Origin of the sequence: Sporosarcina sp. Marseille-Q4943 (genome assembly GCF_943736995.1) — a bacterium.
Lineage (GTDB): Bacteria > Bacillota > Bacilli > Bacillales_A > Planococcaceae > Sporosarcina.
The window spans coordinates 78,933-96,290 of sequence record NZ_OX031157.1; the positions used below are offsets into that span (position 1 = coordinate 78,933).

Consider the following 17,358-nt stretch of genomic DNA (forward strand, 5'->3'; position numbering starts at 1 on the left):
AAACCCGCGAGCAACTATGCTTCGCGGGTTTTGTTTTTGGCTGAATTTCTTTTTTGAATTTGGAGCAGTCGAATGCTTAATGTGATAGCTCCAATCGTTAAACCGGCAATAAGGCCAACCCAGTATCCATATGGGCCGAGATCGGTATAGGTTGCGGTCAAATAACCTACAGGCAAGCCGATCACCCAATATGAAATGATCGCCATTAAGAACGTCATATTTACATCCTTGTAGCCGCGTAAAGAACCTTGAATCGGTGCTTGGATTGCGTCTGACAATTGAAAGAACGCAGCGAATAGGAAGAAATGAACTGAGAGTTGAATGATCGCCTTGTCACTCGTGTAAAGGGAAGCGATCGGCTCCCTGAACGTCAATAAGATGACGATTGAGATAAAGCTGAACAGAACGGCAAGCCCGACAGCAAGGAAGCTGTAATGCTTTGCCTCATTCATCTGTCGTGCTCCAACTGATTGGCCGACCAAAATCGTAGCGCCCATTGAAATGCTAAGTGGCACCATATAGAGGAGTGACGTAAAATTCAATGCTATCTGATGGGCAGAAATCGTCTCAGTTGAATAGCCGCTCATTAGAAGCGTTACAACAGAAAAAATGCTGATTTCCACAAAGATTGATAATCCAATCGGCAGACCGATTTTCAAAATCTCTTTCCATCTATTGAAAGAGACGCGTTCCCAATTGGTAAAAAGGGTGAACGTTTGAAACGGCTTCCGCATTTTTGCAATTACGAATGCAATACCGAAAACAATCCAGTAAGTTATGCCGGAAGCATAGCCTGCACCTGCTCCGCCCAGTTCTGGAAATCCGAATTTCCCGAAGATGAGTAAATAATTGAGTACAATGTTGATTGGCGCAGATAAGAGAATGATGGACATCGATACTCGCGTCGATCCGAGTGCGTCAAAAAATGATCGCAGAACGGTATAAGCGAATAGCGGGAGTAACCCGATGCTCATTCCTTTCAAGTAATCCGCAGCAACTATCCTAACTTGGCCTTCTAGCGGCATATGCTGAAGGGATGGGATAACGGCAAACATCATAATTGTAAAAACGACTGCAGCAAGAACGATTGATACATACAACCCTTGCTGAACCGATGGGCGAACCTCGTTCTTACGATTGCCCCCTATGTAATGGGCGATCAACGGGGTAAGTCCCATTAAAATTCCTGAAAGTCCCGTATAGACTGGCACCCAAAATGATGATCCAATTGTAACTCCCGCAAGATCATGCGTATGATAACGTCCCGTCATGAGAATATCAAAAAAAGTCATCATATAGAGTGCAACTTGGGTGACGAGTATCGGAATGACTATTTTTGTGAAGTTCAATGTTTTTTGGCGAAGCGGCAATGCTTGTTCCACTACTAATACCCCTTTCATAGCAACAACGGACATGTCCATAAGGAAAAAATGGACGTAAATCAATCAACATTGTAACATGATTTGTCTGCTATAATAACAATGAAGTAAATAGGGTATTTGTTGAACCGTAGTTTTCGATCGTCTTTAAAGGTGCTTGAAATAGATGTTCAGCCTGAATTGCTTAATAAAAATCAGATGAGGTGAATGGCCACATGAAACGGCCGGTAATAGTTTTGACAGGTGGCGGAACAGCAGGGCATGTTTCCGTCAATGAGGCTCTAATTCCTGTCTTCATTGAAAAAGGATATGAAATCCATTATATCGGTTCCCATGATGGAATCGAAAAAGAGTTGATAAAGGATGGCCATCGAGAAGTGACCTACCATGCTATCCAAAGCGGCAAGTTAAGAAGATATTTTTCCATGAAGAACTTTTCCGATCCATTCCGCGTTGGAGCGGGCGTCATCCAGGCATTTTCAATATTGCGCAAAGTGAAGCCGGAAATCATTTTTTCGAAAGGCGGATTTGTCTCTGTGCCGGTTGTGTTGGCGGCAAAGTTAGCGAAAATCCCAGTTGTTGTCCACGAATCGGACGTAACACCGGGATTGGCGAACAAGCTGGCACTTCCTTTTTCAAAACATATTTTCACTGTTTTTGAGCAGACGCTTGATTATGTACCTGAAGGGAAAGCGACATGTACAGGGGCTGTCATCAGGCCTGAAATATTCAAAGGAGACAGGGATGAAGGATTGCGCATTGCAGGCCTGACTGGAGAAAAACCAGTGTTCATCGTGATGGGCGGCAGCCAAGGCTCGGCAGTGCTTAACGAGGCCGTTCGAAAGGAATTGGAAACCGTCCTCAAAAAGTTCGATGTGATCCACCTTTGCGGTAGAGGCAATATTGAGGAATCATTAGAACATACGAAAGGCTACATACAGTTTGAATATGTCACTGAAGGACTGCCACATTTATTAGCAGCATCCGATTACGCCGTATCCCGTGCAGGCTCCAATGCGATATTTGAATTGTTATCTGTCTTAAAGCCAATGCTGCTTATTCCGCTGTCCGCTTCACAAAGCAGGGGAGATCAGTTGTTAAATGCATCCTTATTCAAATCTTTAGGCATTGCAAACGTGATTCAGGAAGAGGAGCTTCAAGACCTCTCCATGGCCAAGTTGTTCAACTCACTTATGAAGGACAAAGACAAGTTGGTTTCCAATATGCGAAAAGTCTCAAACACGAAATCACCTGAGAAAATGGCGGAATTGATCCTCTCATACAAAAATTAGCTAGAATAGAATTTGTGAAGATGGAAAAATGGTGTGAACATTGTAAACGAAAGACATGGAATCTATTTTTGTTAAATGCATAAATGTCAATAAAATAGAACTAATCCCTTTCCGTTCTATTATTTGCATGGTAATATGGATACGGATTAAAAATAGTAACACAACAGGCCAATAGGCAAAATGTGGAGGTCATTTTACATGTCGAACAATGTTGGTACCCAACGTTCCCCTTACTCGGTATTTACTGGTCCGAACCTTGGGTATGTAATGGAAATGTATGAACAGTTCAAAGTGTCACCCGAAACGGTAGATCCAGAGCTTGCTGAAATGTTCAGAAGCTATGGCGCACCTTCGATTGAGGGAGCCGAACAAACTACAGCAATGTCAGCTGTGCCGGCAGGTGATTTCGGCAAAGTACTGGCTGCTTATAAGCTAGTTGACGCTATCCGCGCATACGGGCATCTTGCTTCGGATATATATCCGCTGAACGACAGACCTAAAGACGCAACCCGTCTGGAACTTTCGTATTATGGATTATCCGAAAACGATTTGCAGTCGATGCCATCCTCCTTGTTCCTGAAAAATCCGCCAGCCCATGTAGAAAATGGACTGGATGCAGTAAACTATTTGAAATCATTGTACACGGGGAAAATCGCCTACGAATTCTCTCATGTCATAGATGAAGAAGAGCGTGCTTGGATTCAATCGAAAATCGAAAACGGAGAAATCTCTGTACAACTTTCCGAGAATGATAAAAAGGCCTTGCTAGAAAGACTTACTAAGGTTGAAGGCTTTGAGAAATTCATTCATCGGACATTTGTCGGAGCAAAACGCTTCTCGATTGAAGGCCTTGACTCCCTAGTCGTCCTTATTGACGAATTGGTGCGCCGTTCTGAAGCCGATAAAGTGAAAAAGATATTGATCGGTATGGCACACCGTGGACGTTTGAATGTATTGACCCATATTTTGAATAAACCTTATGAGATGATGTTCGCTGAATTTGCAGGTGTCCCTTCCGAGCCTTTCCTTCCTGAGGATGGATCGCTCGAGACGACACACGGCTGGTTCGGTGATGTTAAATACCATATGGGAGCACTTTACAAAGCTCCTTCAGGAACAGAACGTTTCTTAGCTTACAACCCTTCACACTTGGAGGTCGTAAATCCGGTAGTGGCTGGCCAGACTCGTGCCGCGCAGGAAACGACAGACCATGAAGGCTTACCAGAGCAAGATATGAAGGCGGCTTATGCAATCATGATCCATGGTGATGCCGCATTCCCTGGTCAAGGCATTGTTCCTGAAACGTTTAACTATAGCCGCGTCCGCGGATATAAGACTGGCGGTTCAATCCACATTATCGCCAATAACACAATCGGTTTTACAACTGAATATTACGATTCAAGATCAACTCATTATTCTTCGGATCCCGCAAAAGGGTTTGAAGTGCCGGTATTGCATGTCAATGCTGACAGCCCGGAAGACGTTATGGCAGCGGCGGCATTTGCATTTGAGTATCGTCAAAAGTTCGGTAAGGATATATTAATAGATTTGATCGGATACCGTCGTTATGGACATAACGAAATGGATGAGCCGTTAGTGACGAACCCGATGATGTACCACTTAATCCATAAGCATCCGACAGCTCGCCAGATTTACGGATCTAAGCTTGTCGAAGAAAATATCTTGCAAGACAAAGATGTAGATAAATTGGATGCGGATGTATTTGCAAAGATGCAAGCCGCATACGACAAAGTGAAGGAAAGTTCTTCCAAAGCAAAAGAAAGCTCCAATGCGACACCAGATGCTGTCGTGGCTGGATATCCGAGAGATCTTGAAACAGGTGTAAATGAAGAGAGATTACAGCGTATGAACGAAGAACTTCTCACTTATCCAGAAGATTTTACGGTGTTCAGCAAGCTGGATCGGATTTTGAAGCGCCGTGAAGAGCCTTTCAAAGGAAAAGGGAAAGTCGACTGGGCACATGCGGAACAATTGGCATTCGGTTCTATCCTCCAAGACGGCAAGCCGATTCGCATAACAGGCCAAGACGTCCAAAGGGGTACGTTCGCACATCGCCATCTTGTGCTGCATGATGAGAAAACTGGGGAAGAATTCGTTCCGCTTCATCATATTAGCGATTCAAACGCTTCGTTTGTCGCATACAACAGCCCATTGACGGAATTTGCAGTTGTCGGCTATGAGTTCGGTTATAACTTGGAGAAAGACCAAGCGTTGTCAATTTGGGAAGCTCAATATGGAGACTTTGCAAATATGGCACAAGTGATGTTCGACCAATTCATCTCCTCCAGCCATTCAAAATGGGGACAGCAGTCCGGGATGGTCATCCTTCTGCCGCACGCGTATGAAGGCCAGGGACCGGAACACTCCAGCGCACGTCTCGAGAGATATTTACAGCTTAGCGCTGAAAACAACTGGACCGTTGCGAACATTTCAAGCGCGGCAAACTATTTCCACGTCTTGCGCAGACAGGCAATGATGCTTGGTACTGAAGTGGAGCGTCCACTCGTCATCGTTTCACCAAAATCACTTCTTCGTCACCCGCTTGTTGGTGCGGACGTAAGTGATCTTGCTGAAGGCCATTTCCAAACAGTCCTTGAACAGCCAGGAACAGGCCATAATCCAGACAAAGTGAAGAAGATCCTATTCGCAAGCGGTAAAATGGCAATCGATCTTGCTGAGAAAGTGAAGGATGGAGAAGGCTTCGACCACTTGCATATCGTGCGTGTGGAACAGCTATATCCTTTCCCTTCCGATAAAATTGCGGAAATCGTAGCGCGCTATCCGAAGGTGAAGGATCTTGTCTGGGTCCAAGAAGAGCCTAAAAACATGGGGTCTTGGTCATTTGCATTGGAGTACATGCAGGAAATCGCAGGCGATAAAAAATCGGTTTCTTATGTAGGCCGTATTCACCGGGCGAGCCCTTCCGAAGGAAATGGTGAAGCACACAAAGTCGAGCAACAACGCATCATCGAAGAAGCTTTGAAAAAATAATTGCACATTAATACAACATATTTGTTTAGCACCGTTGAAACGGTAGAACAGAGGAGGAATTTATTGTGGCTGAGATCAAAGTACCTGAACTTGCAGAATCGATTACTGAAGGAACGATTGCAAAATGGTTGAAACAACCAGGTGAGAGTGTTGACAAAGGTGAGTTTATCGTAGAATTGGAAACGGATAAAGTTAACGTTGAAGTTATTTCTGAGGAAGCGGGAGTCATCCAAGAACTTCTTGCTGCAGAAGGCGACACAGTTGAAGTCGGTCAAGTCATCGCAGTAGTCGGGGAAGGGTCCGGAACACCTGCTACTCAACAAGCGGCACCTGCTCCAACTGTTGAAGAGACGCCTGCACCAGCACCACAACAATCAGCTGCTGCGCAAACAACTGAACAAACTTCTTCCGACCGTACGATTGCTAGCCCAGCTGCTAGAAAACTAGCGCGTGAAAAAGGTATCGATCTAGCTGCTGTTTCACCAGTAGATCCGATGGGCCGCGTTCGTGCTCAAGACGTTTCTGCACATGGTACTGCACCTAAAGCTCCGGCTGCACCTGCTGCACCAGCTAAAGCTGCGTCGGCTCCTGTAGAAGACGGACGCGAAACTCGTGAGAGAATGACGCGTCGCCGTCAAACGATTGCAAAACGTTTGTTGGAAGTAAGACAATCAACTGCAATGCTGACGACTTTCAACGAAATCGATATGACTGCAGTGATGGAACTTCGTTCACGTAAAAAAGATGAATTCTATGACAAGAATGATGTACGTCTTGGTTTCATGTCTTTCTTTACGAAAGCGGTAGTTGCTGCACTTAAAAAATACCCGTACGTCAATTCGGAAATTGATGGTGATGACATCATCCTGAAACACTACTACGACATCGGGATTGCAGTATCGACTGAAGGTGGATTGGTCGTTCCAATCGTCCGCGATGCAGATCGAAAGAACTTCGCTGAAATCGAGTCGACAATCGGAGAGCTTGCTGGAAAAGCAAGAGACAATAAATTGACGATTGCTGATATGTCAGGTGGTTCATTCACAATTACAAATGGCGGTGTGTTCGGATCGTTGTTCTCTACACCAATCTTGAACGGTACGCAAGTCGGAATCCTAGGCATGCATACTATTCAAAAACGCCCTGTCGCAGTAGGCGATAAAGTGGAAATCCGCCCAATGATGTACATTGCATTGTCGTATGACCACCGAGTCATCGATGGAAAAGACTCCGTCGGCTTCTTGAAAAAGGTCAAGGAATTGATTGAAAACCCTGAAGACTTACTTCTTGGTTCATAAGTTATTTAATGATAAACTGAAACAGCCCGAGCATCTCGGGCTGTTTCATATTACTGCAATTGGATGGTGATCTACATGTCTTTTAGAGATTGGACGACTGCACCGACACTTCGGAAAGTCGTATGTACGCATGCGAATGCTGAAAAATATGTCGTAACCGATTGTTTAACACCGGGCAAAGAATATGATGTGAAAAATGAAACAGACGAATTCATTTTCATCGTGGATAACACCGGTAAAGTCGGCGGATTTTATAAAACTTATTTTGAATGAACTTTTCGCCCGATGCCACTTTTTCAGCATCGGGCATTTTTTTAGGAGGATGAACATTTTATGGATTCTTTTATTACAACTGAAAGATTGGAACGGCGTGCAAGGATCTACGAAAAACAACATGCTCCTTTAATACAGGAAGGCGGCTATATTTCTCCTGTCCCCGATCTGTGGGAGGATATATTAATCGGGGTCGTATTGAAAAAGCCGGTCCTTTTAAAAGGGCCTTCCGGATCTGGAAAGACGAAACTTGCACAAAGCATTTCACATTTTTTCAATCAGCCAATGCATAGTGTGAACTGCTCTGTCGATTTGGACGCTGAGTCGCTTTTAGGTTTCAAGACGATTAATGCAAGCAGTGGGCAATCGATTATTGAATTTGTAGAAGGGCCGGTTGTACAAGCAATGAAGGAAGGTCATATTCTTTATATCGATGAAATCAATATGGCTAAGCCGGAGACACTGCCGATTTTACATAGCGTTCTCGACCATAGACGTATGCTGACAAACCCTTTCACTGGGGAAGTCATTCATGCTCATCCTCATTTCACTGTTATTGCAGCTATTAATGAAGGGTATGTCGGAACTTCCCCAATGAACGAAGCATTGAAAAACCGATTCATCTCCTATGCCATACCTTATTTGTCGGGTGAACAATTACGGGAAATCATTCAATCTCTTTTCCCACAAGCCGATAGTACATTGGTCGATGCGTTCATGAATATTAACGAAGATTTAAAAAAGCAAGTGTTGAACGGTTTATTGTCTGAAGAAGCCGCCTCTGTCAGAAGTTTATTGGATGCGATCGCGCTTGCGGAACATATGCCGGTGAGGCGCGCTATTAAATATTCGATTGCGGAAAAGCTGGAAGACAAAATGGAAAGGGACCTTGTCATGGAATTAGTGGAAACGTGGGTGAAGTGAGGCGGATCTAATGGTTAAAATAAATCGGTTCATTCAATTCAATGACGAGACGATCGATGCCAACATGCTGTTGCTATATGAACGGTTGGGGAGGGCGCTTGCGGATGCGGAATTCCTGGAATTGACGGAGCGGAAACTATTCGAATTCCAGCCGAAGGAAGGCATTGTTTCAATTAGCGTGTTTTGGAGGCATCGATCCGAAGATGTGATGCACGCCGGAAGATTATCTGACGTGTATTTATTAACGGCAGGTTTTTGGAAGCATTTTTCTGTATCAGACTGGATTATGTTCAGGAAAAAATACGAAAGCCATCCTTTACGAAAATTCGGTGAAGAGTTGTTGCTCATGTTGGAGGAATTCCGGCTAATGGATGTAGTTGAAAAAGAAAGACCTGGAACTGCCAAGGCATTTTCGGTGAGAAGGCAGTTTTTGCTAGAATTTCATCGGGATAAACTCATGTCCAATACGAATAAGGCGTTTATTGCTGATGCGTTACTGAATCAGCTCTTCCTCACTTTACATGAGGGGCGGTTGACAGACTCTCACGTCGAGTGGGACTTGCCGATTGGCCAAATAATGATGCTCACAACGTATGCAACTGATGCAAAAACAACTTCAGACATGGCCGGACTGGCGGAGCGCATCGTCTACATGGTGGAGGAAGCGATTGAAAATGACCTTGTTCACCAGTATTACGCTGTTGGAGATGCCATTTCGGAGAAAACAGTTGTATTTCATTATCATGAAGGGATGAATGAAGCGGAAAAAGGGGAAGAGGGAACAAAGGAAACGATCGAGGAGATTTTCCGTACGTGGCATCGGGAAAGTGTAAGTGAATCTGGCGTCCACTTGGAATACGAGTTGGAGCATGGAAGGGCTGGAAGGGGAGACGGCAGCAATACGACAGAAGGAAACGAAAATGCTGAAATCCAAGAGACTGGGACCGGTCAATCAGAGGGGAATGAAAGCAGCAAGTGGGCAGATGAGGAGCGGGCAGCTCAGGGCAAGCAATCAGAGCGAAAAACGGCGGGGACTGATTTTGGAAAAGAGCATGTAAACGTTGTTTATGAAGAGCAGGCAGTTCAAGTTGTACGCGATGAAATGAGTCTGACAAAATTATTGAAATGGCGTGAAGAGCAAAGGCCGCATGTCCGTTCATTTGTAGAGGAAATGAAAAAACGGATCGAGTTGAAAGAAGACTCGAAAAGGACGGGTTTGATGAAGGGCAGACTATCGACAAAATTGACGACGATGCTGTTGGATGAACGTCCTCGTCCTTTTTACAGGAAAAACGTGCCTTCGGATAAGCTTGACGCAGTGTTCGGCTTGCTCGTCGACGGTTCCGCCTCGATGATGGATAAGCTCGATGAGACGAAGAAAGCTGTGTTGCTCTTCCACGACGTCTTAAGGGAACTATCTGTCGAGCATGAAATCTCTTCTTATTTTGAGGATGCCAATTATGCCTCGAAGGATTTGCAACCGAATGTGTTCGGATTGATGCATACATTTGAGGATAAGCGGAAAGATGATGGGTTGACGATTCTTTCATTTGAGACGAACGAAGATAACCGGGACGGTTTTGCGATTAGATGGATGACGCGTCGGTTATTGGTCAGACCAGAGAAGCATAAGTTTCTGCTCGTTTTTTCGGATGGCGAGCCGTCCGCTTTTGGTTATGATCGGAACGGAATCTTGGATACGCGGGAAGCTGTATTGGACGCAGAGAAAAAAGGGGTGTCTGTTATCCATTTGTTTTTAGCGTCAGAGGAGCCAACGGATGATCAGCGGGCATTGTTTTCAATGATGTTTGGGAATAAATCCGCGGCGTCACAATCTGTTGAGCATTTCACTGATCAGACGTTACGGATATTGAGAAAGCTGCTGGCAATTGTATTGGTATAAAGAGGGTAGTAGTGATAGATGTTGATTTCCGCTTCAGGCGGGCGCTTTCCGCGGGCGTCGCTTCAGCCTCCTCACTTTGCTTCGCTCCGTTGCGGGGTCTTCAGCTGACGCTTTTCCCGCAGGAGTCGCCGCCTTCCACTCCAATCAACGGAACTCGTGAAAATCTAACATCTCCAAGGCTTATAAAAATAATAAAACTAATAAAGACGACTAAAGAAATTCCAAATACCGAACTTCTCAGTCGTCTTTATTATAAAAAATTTTGAGTTTACAATGGACGATTCGGAGATTGTGTTTTTTCATGGACGGCTAGAAGACGTTGTTTCAATTCTTCTTCCATACGGGCGATTTCAACTTCCGCCGCTTTCCGTTTCGCGCGTCCATCCGCTTGGATGACAAGCGTCTCTTCGATTGTCTGGATCAAGTTTTCTTGTGTTTTCTTCAATGTGTCAATTTCGATAATGCCTCGCTCGTTTTCTTTCGCAGTTTCGATCGAGTTCACTTTCAGCATTTCAGAGTTCTTCAATAGAAGGTCATTTGTCGTCTTCGTCACGAGACGCTGTGATTCGACAGCTTTTCGCTGTCTATTCAGTGTCAACGCTATGGCGATCTGATTTTTCCATAACGGAATGGAGGTCATGATAGACGATTGGATCTTCTCTGCAAGGGTTTGATTCGTCTGTTGAATCATTCTGATTTGCGGAGCGCTTTGGATGGTGATCTGTCTTGAAAGCTGAAGATCGTAGAGTCGCTTTTCCAACCGATCAAGGAATTGCCTCATATCATTCACTTCTTGGAACGCCATCTGGTCATTCGATAATTCCGCTTTTCTTTGCATTTCCGGAATGATGACATTCGCAATCTCATCCCGTTTCAATTCTGCTGCAGCGATATAGACGTTCAAAGCCTGGAAGTATGTCTTGTTCTGTTCGTAAAGGCTATCGAGCATTTGAACATCTTCGAGCAACCCACGCTTGGAATGTTCCAATTGGACACCAATGCGATCAATTTGTGTGCTGAGTTTTTGGTATTTCGTCATCATTTCCTGAATGGACCTTGTTGCTCGGCTGAAGAGACGGCTCAGACCGGATTTTTTCTTCTCGGATAAGTCTTCAGGATCGATTTCCGAAAGCTTGCTCATTAAGTCGCTTAAGACATCCCCAACTGGACCGATATCCTTGCTTTGTACATGATCCAGCATTTTATGGGAGAAGCGTGATAATTCATTTTGCGCATTTGCGCCATATGTGATGATCGCTTCATAATTGCCTACGGGAATTTGCTCGGCAAGTTGCTTCGCCTTTTCCTGTTCTTCAGGCGACAGGCGATCTAACAGTTTCACCGCCACCTGGCCTTTGCTCTGCTCTGTCTGCATCTCTTTTGGCAATAGCGGTTCATTTACGTTAAATGGATTGTCCAATAGGTCATCCATCGTTTTCACATCTGCATTAGTCAAGTTGTTTTCCGTCATTCCGCATTTCTCCTTTCATCTCAAGCAACGGTTTATTCTTTTTCATCGTCACATCCACATAGTCCAGCTCGAGTTGAAGCTGTTCGATATCAGTTGCTAATGCGCCCCTTAAATCCTGCTCCAATTGCTTGTTCACTTCGGTAAGTGTTTCTCTTGTATGTTGGAGGGCGACTCTGATTTCTTGATCTTTCAACGGTTGATTGACCAATATTGCATATTTGGAGGTCAACTCGACAGCTGAGTCGAGATGAGAGTAGAAAAATCTTTCGACATGATAGAATTTCTTCGGGTTTTTGCGTACTATGGTTAGAATCCTTTTTGCCAAGTTATTCATCTCATATACTTGTTTGAATGCTTGGACAGAGCGGACCTGGCCGTACAAACCGTTCAATTGCTTGATTTTCGATTTGGCTTCGTTGATCTGGTTTTTAATATGCTTATATTCGGATCTTGACATGCCAAGTTCTTTCACATTCGACGACAGTTGTATTTGTTTAATCGTGAAATTGCCACCTAAGTATATTGCAATCATCAGGCCCGTTGCGGCGAATGGGTTCATGCCTGCAGCAAGTATCATCGCCAACCAAGAGCCGAAGCTGATCGGCGCCGCTATTAAGTGCCTTTGGAAAAACTGTTTAACTTCTTGCATCGTCTACAGGCCTCCTTGTTTTCTCTATTCTTTACTACGTTTGAAACGACAAATAGTTTCATCCCCTTAGTCCAATTATACCTGATTTGCGGTGGAAATACATTTTAATGAATGTGTGAATTCATTTGCTTGGATAGTTTCACTGGATTTGCTAAAATGAATCCACTCACTGCCTTTTTGGATAGGGGGAACGGAAAATGGAATATGAAGTTATTTATATGAAAGCTGACTATGAGCCATGGTGGATGTTCGAAGACTGGGAGAAGACAATCCAATCAAGACGGACATTTGCAACTGCTCACGAGGCTTTGGAATACTTATGTGATTTAAAAAAGGAATTTGGGGTAAAGTATAATTACCAAGAAGAGCGGAAAGGTTGTTTCTTTGCGTATTGGTCTGATAGTGAGCGCATCTTCTGTGAAGGTTGCGATGAAGATCTGCAAATATTTCACGGCATCATCTCCTTGGCGGATGGAAAACCTTCTTCCTTTATGTCAATAAATAATTCGAATATTTGATATTGTTATATTGACAATTTTATTGGGTATGGTATAGTAGCAGTAATATAAATTGATTTACCGAAGCAGACGGATTCACGTATTACAAAAGGTGATCGGCGTTGTCGGTGCTTTTTGTAATATGTGAATTTTTTTCATGTATTAGCAATACAATTATTTGGAGGTAGTCACAGATGAAACAAGGTACTGTAAAATGGTTCAACTCTGAAAAAGGCTTCGGATTTATCGAAGTTGAAGGGGAAGACGACGTATTCGTACACTTCTCTGCTATCCAGGGAGACGGATTTAAAACTTTGGACGAAGGTCAACAAGTTGAGTTCGAAGTTGTGGAAGGCAATCGTGGTCTTCAAGCTGCTAACGTAGTTAAACTATAATTCGTCAGACAAAAGAGGCGCCTTTGACAGGTGCCTCTTTTTTACATACAAAAGCTACAGCGGCCTGACTGTCGCATCTGGCCGCTGTAGCTAGTCGCATACTATTCGGGCTTTGTGACTGACTCCAATGTTGAGGTGACAACGTAATCCTCCTCATCATCGACTGTTTTCATAATCGACTCGCGTTTCACTTCACCAAATCCTTCGACGAAATATTTACGATTGACGAAATCATCGCCTTTTTCTTCAATGACAAAGGCATGCTCGAATTTCTGGTATGGTGTATCAACGGTTACATCCGTTTCGACAATTTCCCAGCTATCGAATGTCGTTCCAATTTCAAAAGGCTTTTTCAAGTATACGCCTAGTGGCTCCATTGCTTCAATCTCTTGCTGAGAAGGGAAATCCTCATGCAAATCCACTGGTATTTCTTCCATTTTGGTGATTTGGTCTTTATCAATTTTGTAAATGCGCCTAATTAAAGCACCGCCATTATTTTCGTGTACAATTACATAATTTTCATATGGATGGGCAAAATCTATGTCCAGTGCTGCAAATTCATTCCCTTCGCCTTTAAATTGCGCTTTCGATCCGTCTGGAAGGAAGTAGTCAAGTAACGATTGATCGTTTTGGTCTGGTTTTTCGGTAGAGTCATCAGTTTTCCCTTGTTGCCCGTTGGGGTTTGTCGTTTCACCGCTATTTCCCGAATTGTTCAAGCTCGTCGTGTTGTTTGTACAACCGGAAGCTATTAACGCGAAAAGCAAAACATGTACGAATATGAATTTCACTCTCATCTAATTCACTCCTTTCCGGTAGTATTGCCGATAATATGATCGCTATCCTTTTTTATTTCCATTACCGATAATTGAAATTCCAAACGAAAGAACCGTTTCCCATCGAAGGAAACGGTTCAATTTATTAGTTGGAAACAGCTTGTTGCTCTCTCCATTCAAGATATTCGTCGTATTGCATCATTTTATCGAAAATCGTACCATCTTCACGAATTTCAATGATTCGATTCGCGACTGTCTGTATGAACTGCTGGTCATGAGAAGTGAAGACCATAGCTCCTTTAAAAGCAATCAATCCATTATTCAATGCTTGAATTGATTCCAAATCCAAGTGGTTCATTGGCTCATCAAGCAAAAGGACATTGGCATTATTCAACATCATCTTGGATAGCATGCAACGGACTTTTTCTCCACCCGATAAAACAGATGGTTTCTTTTTAACTTCTTCTCCGGAGAAAAGCATACGGCCGAGGAAACCACGTAAAAATGTTTCAGTTTGGTCTTCAGGTGAGTATTGACGCAACCATTCCACCAATGATGATTCAGACCCCTCGAAATACTTGCTGTTATCAAGAGGGAAGTAGGAGCGGGAAGTCGTGATGCCCCATTTGAAAGTTCCTGAATCTGGCTGTGCCTCTTCGGCAAGAATTTGTAACAGGGCCGTTTTCGCGAGAGGGTTGCCCAATAGTATGATCTTATCCTCTTTATTCATTGTAAAAGTGACGTCTTTCAACATTACTTTGCCATCTTGAGTTTTGGATAGATCTTTTACGCTAAGCACATCATTACCAATTTCACGTCCGATTTGGAAGTTGACGAACGGATATCTGCGTGAAGAAGGCTTAATATCATCCAACTCAATTTTTTCGAGTGCTTTTTTACGGGAAGTTGCTTGTTTCGATTTTGAAGCGTTCGCACTGAAGCGTGCGACGAACGCTTGTAGTTCTTTAATCTTTTCTTCTTTTTTCTTGTTTTGGTCTTGAGCCATTCTTAACGCCAATTGGCTGGACTCGTACCAGAAATCATAGTTTCCTGGGTATAGCTGGATCTTCGAGAAGTCAAGGTCGGCAATTTGTGTACAAACCTTGTTCAGGAAGTGACGGTCATGCGATACGACGATGACGGTATTCTCAAAATCGATAAGGAATTCTTCCAACCATTGAATTGCTTTCAAGTCCAAGTGGTTTGTCGGCTCATCCAGCAGCAAGACATCAGGTTTTCCAAATAACGCCTGTGCAAGGAGCACTTTCACTTTTTCCGAACCGCTTAGCTCAGACATTTTGACATGATGGAGACTTTCTGGAATGCCTAGTCCTTGCAGAAGGATAGCGGCTTCCGATTCAGCTTCCCATCCATTCAACTCAGCAAACTCTCCTTCGAGTTCTGCCGCGCGCATGCCATCCTCGTCAGAGAAATCCTCTTTCATATAGATTGCATTTTTCTCGGTCATAATATCATATAGACGTTGATGTCCTCTAATGACCGTATCGAGCACTTCATTTTCTTCATACTCGAAGTGATTTTGCTTTAGAACTGCCAAACGCTCATCTTTGTTCATGATGACGTTACCTGTTTGAGGTTCAAGCTCACCCGACAAAATTTTAAGGAATGTCGATTTACCGGCTCCATTTGCTCCGATCAATCCATAACAATGACCTGGGTTGAACTGTATATTCACATCTTCAAACAGTTTGCGGTCACCGAATTGAAGACTTACATTACTGACTGCTATCATAAAAAAATCCTCCTAAATTCACAATGCTCCTATTATAACATGGATTCTTTACTGAGTGGTATGTGTATGATTCGTTTTTCGCACTTTTTAAGCGCATCTCGTGTATGATTGTAAAGGAAGTTTTTCTTCTTCGCTTTTTTCGTTCGACCTTCGATGCATTTCCACAAAAAAATCCCCTTCTAGGGGATCAACACTTGAAAGCGCTCCGTTGCCGGTAGGCGTCCAATAAGCATAGCTCTTTGTTCAATAAATACTCCATCCGCACATAATCTCTCTTCGTTGGAACGGCATGCTTATCCAATCCGGACATGGAAAACAAAAAATAATAGTCTTTCACTTTCCGGAATAGGAAGACGGTGTGGGGGAATTCATCAAAAATACATTTCACTTGATACTTCAGTGTATATTCCCAATGTAGGAGTTTCATGCACATCTTTCCTTTCATACCTATTATAGTAGAAAGGGGTAAGGAACACAAGTTCGTAAGTAATGTATAAAGGAGTTTAGTAATGTAATGTCACAACGTACTTTGAAACATAACACGATTTTACTTCTCGTTACCATTTTTATCATAGCGGTCAATATGAGGCCGGCTATAACGTCAATTGGTCCGATGCTTGATATCATTCGTGACGACCTTTCCCTAACTAACGCAAAAGTGAGTCTGTTAACGGCTTTGCCGGTCTTTTGCATGGGACTGTTCGCGTCGTTTGCTCCATTGCTCAATCGCAAGCTGGGACTGACACGCTCCATGTATCTCATGCTCTTTGTCGTCGGTATTATGACAGCACTGAGAGGCTTTTATTCGAATTATGTTCCCTTGATCTTCTCAGCAATTATTATCGGGATCGCAATAGCTGTCATGGGGCCGCTCCTGTCTGCAATGATCAAACAAACTTTTCCCGAACGGGCGACAAGTGTCATCGGCGTCTATTCCTTCGGCATGGGAGTCGGTTCTTCACTAGGAGCGGGTCTCACTGCCATCTTTTTCGAATCCACCGGTTCGTACCCATTCGCACTTGGCATTTGGGCAGTGTTAGCGATCGCAGCAATTTTATTCTGGAGACTTTCGGTGCAAGGGGAAATTAATCTGCAGCATGAAGAAGGGGAGAAGGCGGGAAAGAGCAATGCACATGGCGCGTCACCTTGGCGCAAGAAAAAAGCTTGGCTGTACTTGCTCTTTTTCGGGCTGCAAGCATCAAGTTTCTTCTGCATCATTACGTGGATCGTACCACTGGCGACTGATGCAGGAATGTCACTCGTGCAAGCAAGTACGCTTTTGAGTGTGATGATGACACTGCAGATCTTCTTAAATCTCGTATTTCCAATGGTATATGAACGCTTTCCGAATAGAAGGTTTTGGCTGCTGTTATTTTTAACGATGGGTTTGATCGCGTTCGGCTTGTTTTGGACTGGAGAGTATGCACTAATGTGGGTGAGTTCCATTTTCATGGCAATCCCTCTTGCCGGTCTGTTTCCAATTGCGCTGTTATTTCCATTGGATGCGACGGAAACACCTGAGGATACAAATGAGTGGACTGCAATGATGCAGACGGGCGGCTATCTCATCGCAGGATTTTTGCCGTTATTAATTGCAATGGTCTACGACTGGACTGGTGATCATCATAATACATTGTTGATTTTCATGGGATTGTTCGTTTCAATGATTGTTCTCACATTCATGATCGGTGACCGGGAGCAGAATGTGGAATAGTGTATATAGATAACAGGTGAAGGAT

Annotated in this window: 16 protein-coding genes; 10 read left to right on the forward strand and 6 right to left on the reverse strand. The window is 43.7% G+C overall.

Annotation, left to right across the window (positions count from 1 at the left end):
* Positions 1-14: 14 nt before the first annotated feature.
* A complete protein-coding gene (locus tag NIT04_RS09215; RefSeq protein WP_252503327.1) occupies positions 15-1,382 on the reverse strand; it encodes an MATE family efflux transporter in 1,368 nt (455 codons plus the stop codon).
* A 212-nt stretch (positions 1,383-1,594) separates the two neighbouring features.
* Here NIT04_RS09215 and NIT04_RS09220 point away from each other — a divergent pair, with 212 nt between their 5' ends.
* From NIT04_RS09220 to NIT04_RS09250, 7 genes are all read left to right on the forward strand, one after another.
* Positions 1,595-2,671 carry an undecaprenyldiphospho-muramoylpentapeptide beta-N-acetylglucosaminyltransferase gene (locus NIT04_RS09220; protein ID WP_252503328.1) on the forward strand — a complete coding sequence of 359 codons (1,077 nt, stop codon included), beginning with the start codon at positions 1,595-1,597 and terminating at the stop codon, positions 2,669-2,671.
* 198 nt (positions 2,672-2,869) lie between these two features.
* Positions 2,870-5,683, forward strand: a complete 2,814-nt coding sequence (locus tag NIT04_RS09225; protein WP_252503329.1) for a 2-oxoglutarate dehydrogenase E1 component — start codon at positions 2,870-2,872, stop codon at positions 5,681-5,683.
* 65 nt (positions 5,684-5,748) lie between these two features.
* Positions 5,749-6,981: a 2-oxoglutarate dehydrogenase complex dihydrolipoyllysine-residue succinyltransferase gene (gene odhB, locus NIT04_RS09230; RefSeq protein WP_252503330.1), complete on the forward strand. Its 1,233-nt coding sequence runs from the start codon at positions 5,749-5,751 to the stop codon at positions 6,979-6,981.
* Between the two features lie 75 nt (positions 6,982-7,056).
* A complete protein-coding gene (locus NIT04_RS09235) occupies positions 7,057-7,254 on the forward strand; it encodes a DUF6501 family protein (RefSeq protein WP_252503331.1) in 198 nt (65 codons plus the stop codon).
* A gap of 60 nt (positions 7,255-7,314) precedes the next feature.
* Positions 7,315-8,178 (forward strand): AAA family ATPase, encoded by an 864-nt coding sequence (locus tag NIT04_RS09240; protein WP_252503332.1) that lies wholly within the window; start codon positions 7,315-7,317, stop codon positions 8,176-8,178.
* A 10-nt stretch (positions 8,179-8,188) separates the two neighbouring features.
* A complete protein-coding gene (locus tag NIT04_RS09245) occupies positions 8,189-10,081 on the forward strand; it encodes a nitric oxide reductase activation protein NorD (protein WP_252503333.1) in 1,893 nt (630 codons plus the stop codon).
* An 11-nt stretch (positions 10,082-10,092) separates the two neighbouring features.
* Positions 10,093-10,347: a hypothetical protein gene (locus NIT04_RS09250; protein WP_252503334.1), complete on the forward strand. Its 255-nt coding sequence runs from the start codon at positions 10,093-10,095 to the stop codon at positions 10,345-10,347.
* A 2-nt stretch (positions 10,348-10,349) separates the two neighbouring features.
* On the opposite strand, the gene NIT04_RS09255 is transcribed toward NIT04_RS09250, so the two are convergent.
* On the reverse strand, positions 10,350-11,552 hold the full coding sequence (locus tag NIT04_RS09255) for a toxic anion resistance protein (RefSeq protein ID WP_252503335.1): 1,203 nt from the start codon (positions 11,550-11,552) through the stop codon (positions 10,350-10,352).
* Entirely contained in the window at positions 11,530-12,201 is a 672-nt protein-coding gene (locus NIT04_RS09260; protein ID WP_252503336.1) for a 5-bromo-4-chloroindolyl phosphate hydrolysis family protein, read from the reverse strand. The genes NIT04_RS09255 and NIT04_RS09260 overlap by 23 nt, the downstream gene beginning before the upstream one ends.
* A 197-nt stretch (positions 12,202-12,398) precedes the next feature.
* Here NIT04_RS09260 and NIT04_RS09265 point away from each other — a divergent pair, with 197 nt between their 5' ends.
* Positions 12,399-12,719 carry a DUF1033 family protein gene (locus NIT04_RS09265; RefSeq protein WP_252503337.1) on the forward strand — a complete coding sequence of 107 codons (321 nt, stop codon included), beginning with the start codon at positions 12,399-12,401 and terminating at the stop codon, positions 12,717-12,719.
* Between the two features lie 173 nt (positions 12,720-12,892).
* A complete protein-coding gene (locus NIT04_RS09270; RefSeq protein WP_060210432.1) occupies positions 12,893-13,093 on the forward strand; it encodes a cold-shock protein in 201 nt (66 codons plus the stop codon).
* A gap of 101 nt (positions 13,094-13,194) precedes the next feature.
* Here the strand turns inward: NIT04_RS09270 and NIT04_RS09275 are convergent, their stop codons facing one another.
* The 3 genes from NIT04_RS09275 to NIT04_RS09285 all read right to left on the reverse strand — a co-directional run bounded on the left by NIT04_RS09275 (position 13,195) and on the right by NIT04_RS09285 (position 16,046).
* Positions 13,195-13,887, reverse strand: coding sequence for a hypothetical protein (locus NIT04_RS09275; protein ID WP_252503338.1), 693 nt, complete (start codon positions 13,885-13,887; stop codon positions 13,195-13,197).
* Positions 13,888-14,011: 124 nt separating this feature from the next.
* Positions 14,012-15,619 (reverse strand): ABC-F family ATP-binding cassette domain-containing protein, encoded by a 1,608-nt coding sequence (locus NIT04_RS09280; RefSeq protein WP_252503339.1) that lies wholly within the window; start codon positions 15,617-15,619, stop codon positions 14,012-14,014.
* 187 nt (positions 15,620-15,806) lie between these two features.
* Positions 15,807-16,046 (reverse strand): hypothetical protein, encoded by a 240-nt coding sequence (locus tag NIT04_RS09285; RefSeq protein ID WP_252503340.1) that lies wholly within the window; start codon positions 16,044-16,046, stop codon positions 15,807-15,809.
* Positions 16,047-16,133: 87 nt separating this feature from the next.
* On the opposite strand from NIT04_RS09285, the gene NIT04_RS09290 reads away from it, so the two are divergent.
* Positions 16,134-17,333 (forward strand): CynX/NimT family MFS transporter, encoded by a 1,200-nt coding sequence (locus NIT04_RS09290; RefSeq protein ID WP_252503341.1) that lies wholly within the window; start codon positions 16,134-16,136, stop codon positions 17,331-17,333.
* The last annotated feature ends 25 nt before the right edge of the window (positions 17,334-17,358 follow it).